Origin of the sequence: Pseudomonas sp. MYb327, assembly GCF_040438925.1 — a bacterium.
Classification (GTDB): domain Bacteria; phylum Pseudomonadota; class Gammaproteobacteria; order Pseudomonadales; family Pseudomonadaceae; genus Aquipseudomonas.
This window is the reverse complement of record NZ_CP159258.1, coordinates 2,888,939-2,904,493: the sequence shown is the minus strand read 5'-3', so window position 1 is coordinate 2,904,493 and position 15,555 is coordinate 2,888,939. Positions and strand designations below refer to the sequence as shown.

At 56.5% G+C, this 15,555-nt stretch carries 17 protein-coding genes and 1 pseudogene; 13 read left to right on the top strand and 5 right to left on the bottom strand.

Annotated elements, in window-relative coordinates; genetic code table 11:
- The first annotated feature begins 211 nt into the window (after positions 1–211).
- The 5 genes from ABVN21_RS13005 (at position 212) to ABVN21_RS12985 (ending at position 4,270) form a co-directional block, all read left to right on the top strand.
- Positions 212–1,453 (top strand): zinc-dependent alcohol dehydrogenase, encoded by a 1,242-nt coding sequence (locus ABVN21_RS13005; RefSeq protein ID WP_339555286.1) that lies wholly within the window; start codon positions 212–214, stop codon positions 1,451–1,453.
- 13 nt (positions 1,454–1,466) lie between these two features.
- On the top strand, positions 1,467–2,216 hold the full coding sequence (locus ABVN21_RS13000; protein ID WP_339555323.1) for a DUF72 domain-containing protein: 750 nt from the start codon (positions 1,467–1,469) through the stop codon (positions 2,214–2,216).
- A 151-nt stretch (positions 2,217–2,367) separates the two neighbouring features.
- Positions 2,368–3,021 (top strand): hypothetical protein, encoded by a 654-nt coding sequence (locus ABVN21_RS12995; RefSeq protein ID WP_339555287.1) that lies wholly within the window; start codon positions 2,368–2,370, stop codon positions 3,019–3,021.
- Entirely contained in the window at positions 3,018–3,449 is a 432-nt protein-coding gene (locus ABVN21_RS12990; RefSeq protein WP_339555288.1) for a phage holin family protein, read from the top strand. The genes ABVN21_RS12995 and ABVN21_RS12990 overlap by 4 nt, the downstream gene beginning before the upstream one ends.
- A complete protein-coding gene (locus ABVN21_RS12985) occupies positions 3,446–4,270 on the top strand; it encodes a DUF3618 domain-containing protein (RefSeq protein WP_339555289.1) in 825 nt (274 codons plus the stop codon). The genes ABVN21_RS12990 and ABVN21_RS12985 overlap by 4 nt, the downstream gene beginning before the upstream one ends.
- A gap of 172 nt (positions 4,271–4,442) precedes the next feature.
- Here ABVN21_RS12985 and ABVN21_RS12980 read toward each other — a convergent pair.
- Positions 4,443–4,526, bottom strand: a pseudogene (locus ABVN21_RS12980) (manganese catalase family protein); the annotation flags it as partial.
- A gap of 150 nt (positions 4,527–4,676) precedes the next feature.
- On the opposite strand from ABVN21_RS12980, the gene ABVN21_RS12975 reads away from it, so the two are divergent.
- A complete protein-coding gene (locus ABVN21_RS12975) occupies positions 4,677–4,925 on the top strand; it encodes a hypothetical protein (protein WP_339555290.1) in 249 nt (82 codons plus the stop codon).
- A gap of 24 nt (positions 4,926–4,949) precedes the next feature.
- Here the strand turns inward: ABVN21_RS12975 and ABVN21_RS12970 are convergent, their stop codons facing one another.
- On the bottom strand, positions 4,950–5,195 hold the full coding sequence (locus tag ABVN21_RS12970; RefSeq protein ID WP_339555324.1) for a hypothetical protein: 246 nt from the start codon (positions 5,193–5,195) through the stop codon (positions 4,950–4,952).
- Between the two features lie 172 nt (positions 5,196–5,367).
- On the opposite strand from ABVN21_RS12970, the gene ABVN21_RS12965 reads away from it, so the two are divergent.
- The gene (locus tag ABVN21_RS12965; protein WP_339555291.1) at positions 5,368–6,312 is read left to right on the top strand and encodes a class I SAM-dependent methyltransferase; all 945 of its coding nucleotides are present in this window, start codon (positions 5,368–5,370) and stop codon (positions 6,310–6,312) included.
- Between the two features lie 13 nt (positions 6,313–6,325).
- Complete coding sequence (locus ABVN21_RS12960; protein WP_339555292.1) at positions 6,326–7,501, top strand: carboxylate-amine ligase; 1,176 nt, start codon at positions 6,326–6,328, stop codon at positions 7,499–7,501.
- Here the strand turns inward: ABVN21_RS12960 and ABVN21_RS12955 are convergent.
- Both ABVN21_RS12955 and ABVN21_RS12950 read right to left on the bottom strand, forming a co-directional pair.
- On the bottom strand, positions 7,463–8,053 hold the full coding sequence (locus ABVN21_RS12955) for a hypothetical protein (RefSeq protein ID WP_339555293.1): 591 nt from the start codon (positions 8,051–8,053) through the stop codon (positions 7,463–7,465). The two genes, ABVN21_RS12960 and ABVN21_RS12955, sit on opposite strands and share 39 nt — an antisense overlap.
- A gap of 177 nt (positions 8,054–8,230) precedes the next feature.
- Positions 8,231–9,205, bottom strand: coding sequence for a Dyp-type peroxidase (locus ABVN21_RS12950; RefSeq protein ID WP_339555294.1), 975 nt, complete (start codon positions 9,203–9,205; stop codon positions 8,231–8,233).
- A gap of 455 nt (positions 9,206–9,660) precedes the next feature.
- Here ABVN21_RS12950 and ABVN21_RS12945 point away from each other — a divergent pair, with 455 nt between their 5' ends.
- The 5 genes from ABVN21_RS12945 (at position 9,661) to ABVN21_RS12925 (ending at position 14,510) form a co-directional block, all read left to right on the top strand.
- Entirely contained in the window at positions 9,661–10,143 is a 483-nt protein-coding gene (locus ABVN21_RS12945; RefSeq protein ID WP_339555295.1) for a VPLPA-CTERM sorting domain-containing protein, read from the top strand.
- Between the two features lie 287 nt (positions 10,144–10,430).
- The gene (locus ABVN21_RS12940; RefSeq protein WP_339555296.1) at positions 10,431–10,976 is read left to right on the top strand and encodes a polysaccharide biosynthesis/export family protein; all 546 of its coding nucleotides are present in this window, start codon (positions 10,431–10,433) and stop codon (positions 10,974–10,976) included.
- A gap of 20 nt (positions 10,977–10,996) precedes the next feature.
- Entirely contained in the window at positions 10,997–12,112 is a 1,116-nt protein-coding gene (locus tag ABVN21_RS12935) for a hypothetical protein (protein ID WP_339555325.1), read from the top strand.
- Positions 12,113–12,132: 20 nt separating this feature from the next.
- Entirely contained in the window at positions 12,133–13,695 is a 1,563-nt protein-coding gene (locus ABVN21_RS12930; RefSeq protein WP_339555297.1) for a Wzz/FepE/Etk N-terminal domain-containing protein, read from the top strand.
- A 128-nt stretch (positions 13,696–13,823) separates the two neighbouring features.
- A complete protein-coding gene (locus tag ABVN21_RS12925; RefSeq protein WP_339555326.1) occupies positions 13,824–14,510 on the top strand; it encodes a CpsD/CapB family tyrosine-protein kinase in 687 nt (228 codons plus the stop codon).
- 43 nt (positions 14,511–14,553) lie between these two features.
- On the opposite strand, the gene galE is transcribed toward ABVN21_RS12925, so the two are convergent.
- Entirely contained in the window at positions 14,554–15,531 is a 978-nt protein-coding gene (galE, locus tag ABVN21_RS12920; RefSeq protein ID WP_339555298.1) for a UDP-glucose 4-epimerase GalE, read from the bottom strand.
- Positions 15,532–15,555: the final 24 nt, after the last annotated feature.

Here is a 15,555-nt window from a genome sequence, read left to right as displayed (position 1 = left end):
TGCAGATCTCCAAGGTGCACGGCACCGATAGCATGGCTTTCCGATGTCGACCCAACTGCCTGGAATTTCGTTGCAAGTATTTCTCGACAACCGAAAAACCACGCCTTCCAACCATTGATCGGTTACCGGTATTGAAAAAAGGAACCGCTGTTCAACGTCAACACCCTTAACTCATACGGAGCCCATCCGATCAGGCTGAGGAGTGACGTTCATGCGAGCAATGACTTATCACGGTGCCCACAAGGTAAAAGTCGAAACCGTTCCCGATCCGATCATCGACCAGCCTGACGACATCATCCTGCGCGTCACCGCTACCGCCATCTGCGGCTCGGACCTGCACTTGTATCGCGGCAAGATTCCCACCGTGGAGCATGGCGATATCTTCGGTCACGAGTTCATGGGGATTGTCGAAGACACCGGTCGCGCGGTGACGAAGGTGCAGCGTGGTGATCGGGTGGTGATTCCGTTCGTGATTGCCTGCGGCGACTGTTTCTTCTGCCAACAACAACTGTATGCGGCGTGCGAAACCACCAACGATGGGCGCGGCGCCAATCTCAACAAAAAATCCATCCCGCCAGGTGCGGCGCTGTTTGGTTATAGCCGACTGTATGGTGGCATTCCCGGCGGCCAGGCCGAGCTGGTGCGCGTACCAAAAGCCAACACCGGACCGTTCAAAGTGCCGGGGACCCTGGCGGATGAGAAAGTGTTGTTCCTGTCCGACATCTTGCCCACGGCCTGGCAAGCGGTGATCAACGCCGAAATCGGCGAGGGTTCCAGCGTGGCGATTTACGGTGCGGGTCCCGTAGGTTTATTGAGCGCCGCTTGCGCCAGAATGTTGGGCGCGGATCAGATCTTCATGGTCGATCACCACGCCTATCGCCTGGCCTACGCGCAGAAAACCTACGGGGTCATCCCGATCAACTTCGATGACGATGATGACCCCGCCGACACGATCATTCGCCAAACGGCAGGCATGCGCGGGGTGGACGCGGTGATTGATGCCGTGGGGTTCGAGGCCAAGGGCAGTACCACCGAAACCGTGCTTGCCACCCTGAAACTTGAAGGCAGTAGCGGCAAGGCGCTGCGCCAGTGCATCGCAGCGGTGCGCCGAGGCGGGGTGGTGAGTGTGCCCGGCGTTTATGCGGGTTTCATCCATGGTTTTCTGTTCGGCGATGCCTTCGACAAGGGGCTGACGTTCAAGATGGGCCAGACCCACGTGCAGCGCTTCCTCCCCGAACTGCTGGAGCACATCGAGCTCGGCCATTTAAATCCGGAAGCGATCATCACCCACCGCATGTCCCTGGAGCAGGCGTCCGAAGCCTACGAGATCTTTGACAAGCGCCTGCAAGATTGCCGCAAGGTCATTCTGGTGCCGGGTGCGCCCGTCGAACCGCTGGCAGAACCTGTGGAGGAAATCCCGGCATTCGCCGACCGAGGGGTGACCACGCTGTAGGGTCGCTCAGGTGTTGAACAATGCGCCGATACTCATCGGCTGTGCCGGCTGGAGTTTGAGTCGCGAGCACTCGCCTGCTTTCTCGGTGGAAGGCACGCACCTGCAACGCTACGCCTCGCGCTTGAATAGCGTGGAAATCAACAGCTCGTTTTACCGTCCGCACCGTCGGCAAACCTACGAAAAGTGGGCTGCTTCGGTGCCGGACGGTTTTCGCTTCAGCGTCAAAGTGCCGAAGCTGATCACCCATGAAATGCGCCTGCAAAATTGCGAGCAGACTCTGGATGGGTTTCTGTCTCAATGCTCAGGCTTGCAGGATCGTCTCGGTTGTCTGCTGGTCCAGCTTGCGCCGTCGCTGGCGTTTGATGAATCGGTTGCCGAGGCATTTTTCATTGCCCTGAGAGCGCGTTTTTTCGGGGCTGTCGTGCTGGAGCCCCGGCATGAATCCTGGACTGAAGCCGAGGCGATGCTGGTTCACTATCGAATTGCCCAGGCAACGGTCGATCCATCGCGCATCAGCAGCGATTCAACGCCCCGAGGATGGCCGGGAATCAGCTACTGGCGCCTCCATGGATCACCACGCATTTACTACAGCAGCTACGAATTGTCGTACCTGGAAACCCTGGCGATTGAAATTCACAAGGCCGCAGCCTCCGGACAGGCGACGTGGTGCATTTTCGACAATACCGCCAGCGGCGCGGCATTGGGCAACGCCCTCACACTGATGGCGATGCGGGCGCAACGTTCAATCGAAGTGACGCCCTAGACGCCAGATCTCATCCGCTGTTGCGACTTTCCAGTCGATCATCATTCCATTGGAACTCCCGATAACCACGCTCCGTCATCTGCTTTAAGGGGGGCTACGGCATTTTTGTGGCAAACCCTTTTGCGATCTTATCCAGACATCGAGGGGCGTCATGAATACTTCAGATACCAGCACTGGAAGCCGGCCCGATCAACAGGAGCCCGGAAAACCTGAACCCGATTTTCAACACTTGAAGGAGGACGTCACCGAGGCCCTTGGCGGGGCGAGGCAACAGGCTGATGCACAGTTCGGGCAGTACCGTGACACCGCGGCGGACCAGATAGAGGCCCTGGCCAAGGGTGCGAAGTCCGTCGTGTCCGAACTGGAAAGCAGCGACACGCTGGGTATGTCCGATTACCTCAGCGACATCGCCGAGTCCATGAGTAGCCTGGCGGGCAACCTGCGCGGAAAAAGCGCCGAACAGCTGCTGCATGACGGCGCAGACCTGGCCCGCAACAACCCGGCGCTATTCATTGCCGGCAGCATTGCGCTGGGTTTTGGCCTGTCGCGTTTTCTCAAGGCCGGCACTTCCTCTGCGTCGGCATTCACCGCTGACCGAGACCCGGCAGCCGGCAGCTCCATGCCGCCCTCCGGCGGTTTTGGTGCGCAACGACCCTATGAAAGTTCCGTCCCGCCTCGCAGTGATACCGGCCCCGGTTTGGCCACTGGCATCACCCCGGCTTCGCCGAATGAACAAGATCATCCTTCGGACTTCGCGACCGCTGCAACACAGGGTTCCACAAACGCTAATGGAGAACTGAGATGAACAGAGAAAATCCGGATCTGCCGGGCGCAAGGCCAATGGCCGTGCCTGAACAAGATGCTTCCGTCATCGGCTTGCTGCGGCAATTATCCCGTGAAGTGCCCTCGCTGTTCACCAAGGAACTGGCGCTGGCCAAAGCCGAATTGCAGGAAAGCCTCACCACGCTTAAGGCCGGGATAGCGGGTGTCGCGGGTGGCGCGATTGTGCTGCTGGCGGGGTTCATCATCTTGCTGATGTCTGCCGTCTACGGCTTGAGCATGGTGATGGCGCCATGGCTGGCGGCACTGATCGTCGGCGTGGTGGTGATGATCGTTGGATTCGCCATGCTGCAATCGGGTAAAAAACAATTCGAGCCATCCCACTTCAAGCCTGATCGCACGTTGGACGCCTTGAACAAAGACCAGGAAGCGCTGCGGAGGAAAGTCTCATGAACGGTGAATTCGATCTCGAGTCGCAAAAAAGTCCGGAAACCATCGAGCGTGAAATCGATGCGCAGCGGGCCAGCATCGGCAACATCGTTGATGCGCTGGAAAGCAAATTCACCCCGGGTCAAATGTTCGATCAGGCCCTGGGGATGATGCAGAACAACGGCACGGCATTCCTCGGCAATCTGGGTACCAGCGTGCGTAACAACCCGGTTCCGGCCGTGCTGACGTCGGTGGGATTGCTGTGGTTGATCATGAGTCAGAACCGTCCACCCGTGCCGCGCCCCGGTTATCGCGTGGGGCCGGATCAGAGCACATTCGGCGAGTGGACCGATGGCATGTCGGAGGGCATCGATGGCGCGCGCGAACGCATGCACCAAACGGCCGATTCGTTGAAAGAAGGTTTTCATTCGGTGAAGGACAAAGCCGCATCGGTCAGCGACAGTCTCAGCTCGGCGACAGACTCCATCAGCCACACCGTGCATGACGCTGGAGACCGCTTGATGCGCAGCACCCAGGTGATGGGCACTCAGTTCAGTCAATTGCTCAAGGAACAACCGCTGATGGTGGCTGCCGCTGGCATCGCCTTGGGCGCCATGCTGGGGGCCGCGTTGCCTTCGACTGCAGCTGAGCAACGCTACATGGGCAAGACCAGCGCCAGTCTCACCGACAAGGTCAAACAACAGGCCCGGGAAGGATTTGAAACGGTGCGCGATACGGTGACCAGGACAACGGACCATACGGATGTTGAAGCGGGTAAGAGTGCTGAGCAACCTGCAACAGCCAACGCTCCAGCTGACCTGTCGCGAGGGTTGGGCACAACATAAAAAGGTGCCGGGTAAATCGGGAGGCCCTAAACAGCCTCCCTTTTTTTTGATGCCTGTAGGAGCCGGCGCACAAAGTTTTATTGCGTTGAAAAACAGCCGACGGCTGGCGGCAAAACTGCTCGATTCGCACGGCTGGTCACCGCCTGTCGCGAGCCCACAATCTTTATAAAATTTGGTTCAGCATCACGATGATTGAGCCGACGATCTCCAGGTGACTGAGCTCCTCGGTCGCAATGTCCATCAGCAGGTCTTTTCTGGCGTGATGCTGGGTTTCGGGGTCATGATGTTTCTCGATACCGCGTTGGGCTAGCGTTGCCGATCAACAGTCAGCACCTCCGGTCGGCCTTCATGAACCAGTGCCCGAGTCGTCTGATCCACCCAGAAATACTGACGGATTCATGCAGCCATGAACGCTTTCAAGAACCTGCTGACACCCACTCATGAGCGACGGCTTTGCGCCTTGGATGCCTGGCATTGCGTGCTCGAGAATTGTTCGCTGCGCATGGACTGCCCGGATGCCTATCACGAGGAATTGATTCGACAGGCTGATGAGATGGATCGCCAGGGCATCGTTGATTGGCAGGAGTGGAGAGATTTGCGAATGGAGGCGGATCAGGCCTATTTACGTGCGGTAGCGGGCGCGGATTATCACTAATACCTGCCACAGGATTGCTTTTGCTCAGGATCTTCTTGAGTCATCAGCGTTTTTGCGAAACCCGCGAAGGTTCATCGCGAACAGACAGAATTGCAGAACGATCAATGCGTAGGCCTGACTGTGAAGTCCCCACAGGACCCACAAAATGTTGCTGACGATAAAACAAACGAACCCTGTGACGCGGCGTTGCGTTCGGCACGATCCGATCAGCCAGGCGGCCACAACTGTCACAAGCATGGCCGGCCATTGCAGCCAGTTCAAATAGTCCATCAATGTCGCTTCCACGTGCTTTCTATAGCAACTGACGCCGCGCATCGCGGCGGGTTCCGGCGATGCGCTGCAAGGCTCATGTCCACCTCTTGCGCATCTGAATGGAATTTTCTGCGGCTGGCTCACTCATCTGTGGATGGAGCCAGCCATTCGAATGATCCAAGGAGCGCCAATGTCAGTACAACAGATCGCCGACCGAGCCTTGCTGGAGTTGGGCAAGCGTTTAATCGCCGAAGAGTATCGTTTCGTTACTCCGACGCCATTGACCCACGATAGAATCTATCAGCGCGACGCCTCGCGCTTGGCCAAGAACCTGCGCGATGTCTTCGGTTGGTCCATGCCGTTCGACCACAGCTTTTTACCGGGGGAGGAACTCGCGCTTCTGGAGCAGGCAGGTATCGTCGAAAAAAGTGGCTCGCTGTGGCGTAGCACTGTGCGCTGGTCGAGCCTAGAAGGGATGCTCTTCGCGCACTCGGCGTATCCAACGACGCAGGCTGACGCGGTTTTTTTCGGGCCTGACAGTTACCGCTTTGCGCAATTGATCGATGCTCATCTGCAGCAGCACTTCGAGCCTGTGCGCAGAGTGCTGGACATCGGTTGCGGGGCCGGTGTCGGCGCGTTGATCGTCGCCCGCGCCCGACACGACGCCGAAGTGTTGGCAGTGGATATAAATCCCAGGGCCTTGCGGCTGTCAGCGGTCAATGCCGAACTGGCCGGGGTCAACAATGTCAGCTTCTACCACAGCGATGTGCTGGGCAGTGTCGAAGGCCAGTTCGACCTGATCATTGCTAACCCTCCTTATATGAATGACAGCCAGCATCGGGCCTATCGCGATGGGGGAGGGGTACTGGGCGAAGCCTTGTCGCTACGCATGGTTCGCGAAGCGTTGCCGCGCCTGCAAAGGAACGGCAGCCTGGTGCTGTACACCGGCGTGGCGATGGTGGAGGGCGAGGACCCATTCCTCGAATCGATCAAACCCATGCTGGCGAGCGATGCCTTTGCCTGGACTTACCGAGAACTCGATCCCGATGTGTTCGGCGAGGAACTGCTCAAGCCCGGTTACGAGCGGGCGGAACGCATTGCAGTCGTGGCACTGACCGTTACCCGCAGGCTGTGACAGGAGCGTCGCGATGGAAACGACTCCCCGCTTCGGTATCGAAGAAGAGTATTTGCTCACGGACCTGGCAACCCGGCAGATGCTCGCTGAACCGAGCGCCGATCTCTTGGCGGAATGTCACGAGGCGGTCGGGCAGGGATTCGCCTACGAAATGTTCCAGGGGCAAGTTGAAGTGGCGTCGCCGATATTCGTGACGGCAGATCAGGCGACGGACTTTCTTCGTGGTGTGCGTTCGCGGTTGAACCACATGCTGGCAGGACACGGGTTGGGCCTGCTCTGCGCGGGCACGCATCCGCTGGCCCGCTGGCGTGACCAGCGTGCGACACAGCAGCCGCACTTTGATCAGCTCTTTAGCGAGTATCAATCGGTCGCGCAACGAAGTGTCCTCTGCGGATTGCATGTGCACGTCGAAATTCCTCAAGGCATTGATCGTGTTGCGGTCATGAATGAAGTCGCGCCCTGGTTGCCGCTGTTGCTCTTGCTCAGTTGTTCATCACCGTTTTGGGAGGGCGCCGACAGTGGCTTCATGAGCTATCGCCAGGTTGTCTGCGATGGCTGGCCGCGCATGGGAGTTCCGGAATACTTTGAGGATGAGCGCGAGTATCAGCGTTATTTGGCGTTGCTGCGGCGCATGGGCGCCATCGAAAACGGTGGTAACGGTTGGTGGGGCATTCGTCCCGCAACGCGTTATCCCACTCTGGAGCTGCGCATCACTGACGCCTGCCCGCGCGTGGAGGATTCGGTGCTATTAGCGACGATGTTCCGGGTAATGGTGGCATTCGCGATTTCAAGCGCCAACCCTGGCGCCCGCTATGACAGCACTGCCCGTTGGCTACTCAAGGAAAACCATTGGCAGGCCAAGCGCTACGGAGTGGAGGGGCGTTTTGTGACCGATGCTCAAGGCGATGTGATCGATGCCGGGCGATGGTTGGAACAGGCCCGGTCGAGATTCGCGAGCACCGCAGAAAGGATGGGCGAGGCCCGGGTTTTCGATCACGCCCAGGCGTTGCTGTTTACTGGCAACAGTGCCAGCCGGCAGCGAGCGTGCTATGAGCAAGCGGGTATTCAACAAACTGACCAACCTCGACGTCTCCAACAGGTGGTCGACCTTCTGCTGCAAGAAAGTCGGGGGGCGACGCCCGAGCGCCGGTCACGTGAAAAAAACGATATAGGCGAAGTAAGCCACTGAAACGGCGGCGGCGATACCAAACGCTCTCAATGCTTTTGCCGCGCTATGGTGCGCAGGCAGGGCGTCGGTCGGTTGCTGCAAACGAGTATCCGGCAACGCTGTATGGCCATAGCGGCCGTGCGTCATCGCGCGAAATGTGTGTAGCAAGCCGATTAGCAGAAAAAGCCCAATCAAGCTGAACGTCAGCCCGCGACCAATAGTCGGGCCAACGGCAGCTACGGGACCATCTTGTTGGCACGCCGTGCTATTGGCCTCTGCGACGGTGATTTGTCCGAAGTCCGAAACGGCTACTTTTTCGCCCGTCTGGATCGTCGCCAATTGCTCCAGGTCGGCAACCTGATATTTCCATAGCGTCGACGAGCCTTCTCGACAATAGGTGAACACACGGGGATTGGAGGCCGCGATGATGCAAGCGTCGTTGATACCCCGTTTTTTCAGGGCTTCAACCGCGGCCCTGGTGAAATCCAGGTCCAGGACAGGAATAACGCCGTTGGCGTAAGTGCCGATCGACACCAACAGGGACCCCAGGACGCAGATGGCTGACGTTTTCAAGGTTGGATTTCCCTTGTTTTTCGTTCGAATCATTGATGGCGCGCAGCTGGATTCTGAGGGCCTGTGCTGAAGTCTAGAACGCTAGTAGAGCCTCGCTAGTCGGGAAAACCCAGTTGGGTATTCCGGCTGACGAGTAACCCATCGAAATGTGGTCTGCGTCACGCTGGAGAAAGTGATTCACGTACTCGAGCACTGACGATCGGCAAGTTCTTCGAGCAATTCCGATGATGGGGCGAAGAACAGGTTTCCGGTGACGGCCGTGCTGAAATCCAGCAAGCGGTCGTAATTGCCCGGTGGTCGACCGACGAACATGTTCTCCAGCATCTGTTCGAGGGGTTCGGGCGAGCGCGCGTAACCGATGAAGTAAGTGCCAAACTCACCGGCGCCGGGGCGACCGAATGGCATGTTATCGCGCAAGATCTTCACTTCTTGCCCGTCCTTGGTGATCGTCGTCAGGGCGCTGTGCGAGGAAGTCGGTTTGATTGTTTCATCGAGTTCGATATCGGACAGTTTTGTCCGGCCGATAATCCGCTCCTGCGCCTCAACGGATAACGCGTTCCATGCGTTCATGGCATGCAGGTACTTCTGCACCAGTACATAGCTGCCGCCACTGAATGCTGGATCTTCATGACCCACAATCGTGAAGTCGATTGCCTTGCGCCCGACCGGATTTTCGGTGCCATCGACAAAGCCGATGATGCTGCGCATATCAAAATAACGAAAACCCTGGACTTCATCGACGACCGCGATCGCATCACCCAGCGATGAAACCAAGTGCGTCGCCAATTCGAAGCACAAGTCCATCTGGTCTGCACGAATGTGCAGCAAAATATCACCGGGCGTTGCGATGGCTCGACGTCCTTCTGCGCCGAACTCGCGGAACGAGTGAAGTGATGCGGGGCGCGGATTGCCGAACAGGGTATCCCACGCCGCGGAGCCAAAGGCACATACACAGGACAAATTGCCGGAAGGCACACGTTTGCCAACCGATCGCGTAAGGGCGGCGACGTCAGCACACCACGCCCGCGCTTTTCTGACAGGTGCGCTACCGGGCATCAAAGTTGCAACGATGAAAATGGCGCTGCTGGTGATGGGATTTCCAATGGATTGTGGCTCAGGGGATGCGTTATCCATTGGCGTCGAAGTATTCATGGAGAGCACCCCTCGGCATTAAATAGATTAAAGAACCTTAGCAGAGAGTGGCTTTTGGGCGGCAAACAGGGCAGGCGTCAGTTTTATGAATGAAATCGCTTTTTATTAGCAAGTTCATCCGAGCGCTGGAAAACCGGCAGTCAAAATTTATTCATGACCTGCTTGAGATAAAACACCTGTTTATAGGGGTGAGGAAAGTATTCGATCAAACAACAAAGCCAAGCCTTTTAATAGGATAGCGTTCATACCTGAAGCTGTTTCACACGTTGCGGAACAGGATCCAAGATTTGCTTGTCGTGTCGATATTTTGACGTCATTGCGGCGGATTTTTTATTTTTTGTATTTGTGGTGACGAGCTATTGACGTAATGGCGATGTGCTTATACGCTGAATTTAATCCGATAGATATTCCTCCATCCCCCGAAAAATTACCCTCTGCGCAGGGAGGTCGATGTTATGCGTCCGACGCTTTTCTTTAAATTCGTATTGGTATCGACGCTTCTCAATGGTGCGGCTGTTTTTAGTGCGCAAGCGACCAGTTTGACCAATGAATTTAATAATATGAGCAATGCCTGTGCAGATTTGGCGGCAGAAACTGCCCTGGATCTCGAGGGGCCGGCAACTGGCGAGCTTTCTACTTTTGAAAGCAGTCTGGGGGTGCCTTCATTGATCAGCAACAGTGCTCTACTTGCTCAGTTCAGTAGCGTCATTTATCACTCTGATTCGGGGAAAGGCAGTACCGTCAATTCTTCCGCGTGTGACGGATTAATGGCGGCGGCGTCTATCGAACAGTTGAAAGATGCGCAGGCTATCGATCCAACGGCGAGCGCTGATTCTCTCGCCAATGCATCGAATGCGGTACCGCTTCCCGCGGCAGCCTGGTTGTTTTCTTCTGCACTGTTGGGATTCATCGTGGTCGCCAATCGGCGGAAAGTGTAATTGCATGATTGGGTTAGGTAGTTGCATTGATGCTTAGCGCTTAGTGTAAGTAATTTGACGCCATTAATTGACTCTTAGTTTGTTGCTCGCAAGTTTCTGTTGAATAACATTATTTCGTTATCTGAATTCGTTATTCAGGTGGCGGCCGACTAGGTGGCCGAAACGGTTATCAGGCGAGCCAGAGACGATTGGCGTTAGATCGTTCTTTGACGTGAATTGGGAGAGAGTGAAGTGGCCCGGTTTTTGTGTGAAACTCGTTGCTTGGCTATTTAAGCGGAGGGATCCCGATGTTGCGTTTCTTGTTACCTGCGCTCTGCGCGCTGGCTGTACTGCCCAGCATTTCCAGTGCCGACGAATCTAGTGCGGCTTACCGGCTTAATCCGGGTGATGCCCTTTCTGTTTCCGTCTGGGGCGAAGACAAACTGAAGCAGGATGTGCGTGTACTTCCTGACGGCACAATTACCTTCCCATTGGCAGGTCAGGTCGATGTCGCGGGGCTCAATGCTTCGGAAGTCGCAAAGAAACTCGCTGCCAATCTTGAAAAATACATACCCGATCCGAATGTCAGCGTTGTAGTCACTGGCACTGAAGGCAATCATGTCTTTGTACAAGGTAAAGTGGTGAAAGCCGGTACTGTGCAAATGACAGGTCCAACAACAGTTCTGCAAGCGTTGAGCCTCTCTGGTGGACTCGACAAATTTGCAGACCAAGACGACATCAAGGTCGTGCGTGGACAAAAGGTATTGCCTGTCGACTACAGCAAGCTGGTTTCCGGGCGTGACATGTCCACCAATTACGTTCTCAAAGCCGGCGATACGTTGGTCGTGCCTTGATTTTGCGCAGCGTAACTAACTTGCCATTGCTGAAAAGAGTCGGGGTTGCCACTGCGATCCTGACTTTGCCTTGTTCGGGTGCGGTCTACGCGGCCACTTGGCAATCAGCAGTCGCTCTGCCCATGACTGTCGAGCACGACACCAATCCATTACTCAATCCAGGCAATCAGAAAGCGGTGACTCGTACAATCATCGCCCCCGATGTCACCCTGTTGGGTACGTCCGGCGTGGACGAGTTTCGGTTCGGCCTCGGCGTCAACGTGGAGCGTTCGTCCGATCCCGACATCGTTCTGGATCGTGAAGACCCCAGAGTGCTGTTGGGCTGGCAGCGCGAAACGGAAAAGGGTGCCTTTGGGCTCGCCGCGAAGTACGTCGAGACCTCAACGCTTTCCACAACGGTGCTGGACACCGGTGTCGTCGCCCCCGATGGCACGCAAAAACTCTATTCGCTGGCCGGTAACTGGAAGACTGCTCTCACAGAGCGAAGCACCCTGGCGAACGACACTGAATACGCGAGTGTCGATTACGATATCGACACGCTGACCAGCTATGACGAGCTATCGACGCGCTTCACCTGGAGCTATGCGTGGAACGAGCGCACCGAGTTATTCACGCGATTTGGCGTGAGGCACTATGAGCCGGAATCGGACGCTGTTGCGGAATCCTCCAACAGCTATACCCCAACGGTCGGTGTGAACTACCAGTTTTCAGAGCGGTTCAAGGGGTCGATGTACGCAGGTGTCAATAAAGTGTCTGGCACCGGTGACAGTCCCACGGGGCAAGGTGGCGTGACGCTGCAATATACCGGCGAACGGGTGGAGACGAGCATCGACGCCAGTCGTAGCACTGTCGCCAGCGGTGATGGTGGCTTCACCGAGGTGGATGACGTAAGGGGTGTCTGGAGTTATTCCATCGACGAACTGAGTCGCACCGGGTTTGACGCCTCTTGGCAGGACAGTCAGGGGCAGACGCCAAATACCCTGCGCCAATATGGTGTGTGGGCCAGTCGGGAGCTCTCGCCTTTTTGGGTTGCGCGCCTATCCTTTACTTACAAAGAGCGCCAGCAAGATGGCGTGCAAAATGCCAACGCCAACATCATCGGGATGACGTTCACCTATAGTCATCCTGACTTCTGAAATTCAGCTGCGTGAGAAATATGACCTCTGAATACGAAATGTCGCTCAACGACTACATTGCTGTAATCAAGCACCACGCCCTGCTGTTGATCATCAGTTGCGCGGTAATACTCGGTGTGTCTGTGGCGGTGGCGGTCTCTATCCCGCCTATCTATCAGTCATCCGGAACCATTCTGGTGGAGTCTCAGCAGATTTCACCGGATCTGGTTGCTGCCAATAACAATTCCTTTGCCGATGAGCGCATCGAAGTCATTCGCCAGCGCGTGATGACTCGTGAGCACCTGGAAGGGATCATCAACAAGTACAACCTCTTCTCGCAGCAAAGCCGTCAACTGACCCTGTCGGAAAAGATCGATGAGATGCGCAATGCGATTTCAGTCTCCCTGGTCAGCGCTGACGTCAAAGGCCGCGGAGAAGTGACTATCGCGTTCCGTCTTGCCTTTGAGCACCGGGAGCCAGAGATTGCGAACCAGGTTGCCAAAGAACTGGTGACACTGTTTCTCGATGAAAACATCAAGCAGCGCACCGAACGCGCCAGTGAAACGACAGAGTTCCTGACACAAGAGGCGGACAAGCTCAGGGTTGAACTGCAAGCTCTTGAGAATCAGTTGGCGGACTTCAAGCAGGCGCACAGCAACGCGCTACCTGAGCATCAGGAATTGCGCATGAACATGCTGACCCGCGCTGAATCCGAGCTCAAGGAAGTCGACCGTGACTACAAGACTGCTCGCGAGGAGTTGCGCTTCAACGAACTGGAGCTTTCCTCAGCCGTAGCCGGCGTTGCGACCAAACCCGGAGTCATCGCGGGGACTGACAAACCACAGGACCTGGGCAGCCTCAAGGCCGAGTACGCTCGGTTGCTGACGGTCTATACCGACGCCCACCCTGATGTTCGTGCGATCAAACGCAAAATCGCTGCACTCGAGGCCAGAGGGGCTGGTACCTCTAGTGCCGGCGCTCCGGTGAGTCTCGATGTCGCCAAGGCTCAGGCCCGGATCGCCGCCGCGGAAACGCGCATCAAGTCGCTGGCCGATCAAAAGAAAGAAATCCTCGGCAAGATCAGCGACTACGAGGCGCAAATTCTCGAGACGCCGCAGGTCGAGCGCGGTTTGGTCACGTTGATGCGTGACCATGAAAACGCTCGCAAAAAATATGAAGAAATTCGCACCAAAGAGATGAGCGCGAAAATCTCCGAAAGCCTGGAGCAGGAAAACAAAGCGGAACGTTTTGTTTTGCTGGAAGCGCCACTGATGCCCGAAAAGCCTGTAAGGCCGAACCGCAAAAAAGTGGTTGCCCTGGGCTTTGTTCTCGCCCCGGTCGGCGCTGGTGCCCTGGTGATGCTGCTTGAAATGTTGAATCAGCGTGTGCGCGGAGTCGAGGCGCTGTCGAGTGTGGTGGGCCGGCGCGTATTGGTCGCAATCCCCTATATTCCAACCAAGGCGGAAATGGCACTTCGCAAGAAGTGGCGAAAGCTTATGATCCTCTGTGGCGTCGCGATAGTCGTGACCCTTCTGGTGCTCCTGCACTTCTTCTACATGCCATTGGATCTTTTGATTTTCAAAGCTCTGGCACGGTTTGCATAAGGAGTTTGGCCGTGAAAATTATCAAACCAGCGAGTGATAAAGCCGAGCAGCACGCTTCGTCAGCGCTCGTCACCACGCATCAGCCGACGCCAGCCGAGCAAGCTGCAACGCTTAACGCGCTCAGCTATGTGCAAACCAAGGTTGTGCCTTTGCGGGCGGAGCACCTTGAGCGACACAGGATTGTGTCGTTCAACAAGAATTCGAACATGGGCTGGGCGTTCGATTTGCTGCGCACGCAGGTTCTTAAAGTGATGGAAGAGAATGGCTGGCGCACGCTGGCTATTACCTCGCCGACTCCGGATGCGGGCAAGACGGTGTTGGCGATCAACCTGGCAATGAGCATCGCGCATCACACGACGAAGACAGCGTTGCTGGTGGACTTCGATTTGCGTCGTCCGAAGGTGGGTGCCTACCTGGACTTGCCGATGGATAAATCGCTCAATGAATATCTGGCAGATGAAGCTGAGCTTCAGGAAGTGCTGGTCAATCCGACCTTGCCTCGCTTCGTAGTCCTGCCGACGCGTGAGCCTATTCCTCTCTCCACCGAGGTGCTGTCATCGCCCGCGGTGAGCCATCTGATTTCGGATCTGCGTGAACGCTACGACTCACGCATCGTGATTTTCGACTTGCCGCCATTGCTCAGCTCTGACGATGTTCTGACGGTCTTGCCCAAGTTCGATTGCGTCCTGCTGGTGGTCGGTAACGGCATGAACAGCAAGCGAGAGATCGAGGACAGCCTGCATCACTTGGGGTCTGCAAACCTGATCGGGACGGTGCTGAACAAAGCCGAGCCTCAAAAGCGCTCTTACTCCTGATAGTCGGCGCTACTCGCTAGCGCCGATGCTCAGTGGCCTGCACTCAATGCCATGGATACTTTTGTTCCCAGCTCCAGGCGTGCGCCACGATCTGTTCCAGTGACGAAAACTGCGGTTGCCAGCCCAGCAGATCGCAGGCTCTGCGTGGGTCGGCGACCAGGCGTGGTGGATCGCCGGCACGGCGGGGCGCTTCGCTGATGGAGATCGCCCTCCCAGTCACGCCTCGCGCCGTGTCGATCACTTGCTGTACCGAGAAGCCCTGGCCATTTCCGAGGTTGAAAGCGGTGCTTGCCCCGCCGGCCAACAGATAGTCCACGGCCAGCGCGTGAGCGGCGACGAGATCGACCACGTGGACGTAGTCTCGAATGCATGTACCGTCCGGTGTGTCGTAATCACGGCCAAATACGGTAATGCTCGCACGTCGACCGGAAGCCGCCTGCAGGATCAATGGCAGCAGGTGGGTCTCCGGTTCATGGCGTTCGCCCAGCTGACCTTCAGGGTCGGCTCCGGCAGCATTGAAGTAACGCAGGCAAACCGATTTCAACCCGTATGCGCGGTCGAAATCCTCAAGCATCTGCTCAACCATCCACTTGCTGCGACCATAAGGGTTGATCGCGGCCTTGGGATGCTGTTCGTCGATAGGGATATATTCCGGATCGCCGTAAACGGCGGCGGTCGAGGAGAAAATGAAATGTTTGACCCCGGCGCGAACCATGGCTTGCAGTAGCGTCAATGTCGCGGCCAGGTTGTTTTGGTAATACTTGGCAGGCTCGGTAACGGATTCGCCGACCTGTATGAATGAGGCGAAGTGGAACACCGCATCGAAGCGGTGCTGCGCAAATAAAGCATCCAGCGCTTGCGCGTCTGCGATGTCCAGCTCAACCAGTTTCCCGCCCGTCAGCGCGCTGCGGTGGCCCGTGGAAAAGTTATCGGCCACCACCACTTCATGATCTTCGCGCAGCAAGTGCTTGACCATATGTGAGCCGATGTAGCCTGCGCCGCCAACAACCAAAAATTTCATCCTGATATCTTCTCCTGTGAGCTG

Bases quoted from the DNA above. Each gene is read 5' to 3' on its own strand.
- ABVN21_RS13005 (WP_339555286.1), top strand. From the start codon at position 212: ATGCGAGCAATGACTTATCACGGTGCCCACAAGGTAAAAGTCGAAACC.
- ABVN21_RS12995 (WP_339555287.1), top strand. From the start codon at position 2,368: ATGAATACTTCAGATACCAGCACTGGAAGCCGGCCCGATCAACAGGAG.
- ABVN21_RS12990 (WP_339555288.1), top strand. From the start codon at position 3,018: ATGAACAGAGAAAATCCGGATCTGCCGGGCGCAAGGCCAATGGCCGTG.
- ABVN21_RS12985 (WP_339555289.1), top strand. From the start codon at position 3,446: ATGAACGGTGAATTCGATCTCGAGTCGCAAAAAAGTCCGGAAACCATC.
- ABVN21_RS12975 (WP_339555290.1), top strand. From the start codon at position 4,677: ATGAACGCTTTCAAGAACCTGCTGACACCCACTCATGAGCGACGGCTT.
- ABVN21_RS12970 (WP_339555324.1), bottom strand. From the start codon at position 5,195: ATGGACTATTTGAACTGGCTGCAATGGCCGGCCATGCTTGTGACAGTT.
- ABVN21_RS12965 (WP_339555291.1), top strand. From the start codon at position 5,368: ATGTCAGTACAACAGATCGCCGACCGAGCCTTGCTGGAGTTGGGCAAG.
- ABVN21_RS12960 (WP_339555292.1), top strand. From the start codon at position 6,326: ATGGAAACGACTCCCCGCTTCGGTATCGAAGAAGAGTATTTGCTCACG.
- ABVN21_RS12950 (WP_339555294.1), bottom strand. From the start codon at position 9,205: ATGAATACTTCGACGCCAATGGATAACGCATCCCCTGAGCCACAATCC.
- ABVN21_RS12945 (WP_339555295.1), top strand. From the start codon at position 9,661: ATGCGTCCGACGCTTTTCTTTAAATTCGTATTGGTATCGACGCTTCTC.
- ABVN21_RS12940 (WP_339555296.1), top strand. From the start codon at position 10,431: ATGTTGCGTTTCTTGTTACCTGCGCTCTGCGCGCTGGCTGTACTGCCC.
- ABVN21_RS12930 (WP_339555297.1), top strand. From the start codon at position 12,133: ATGACCTCTGAATACGAAATGTCGCTCAACGACTACATTGCTGTAATC.
- galE (WP_339555298.1), bottom strand. From the start codon at position 15,531: ATGAAATTTTTGGTTGTTGGCGGCGCAGGCTACATCGGCTCACATATG.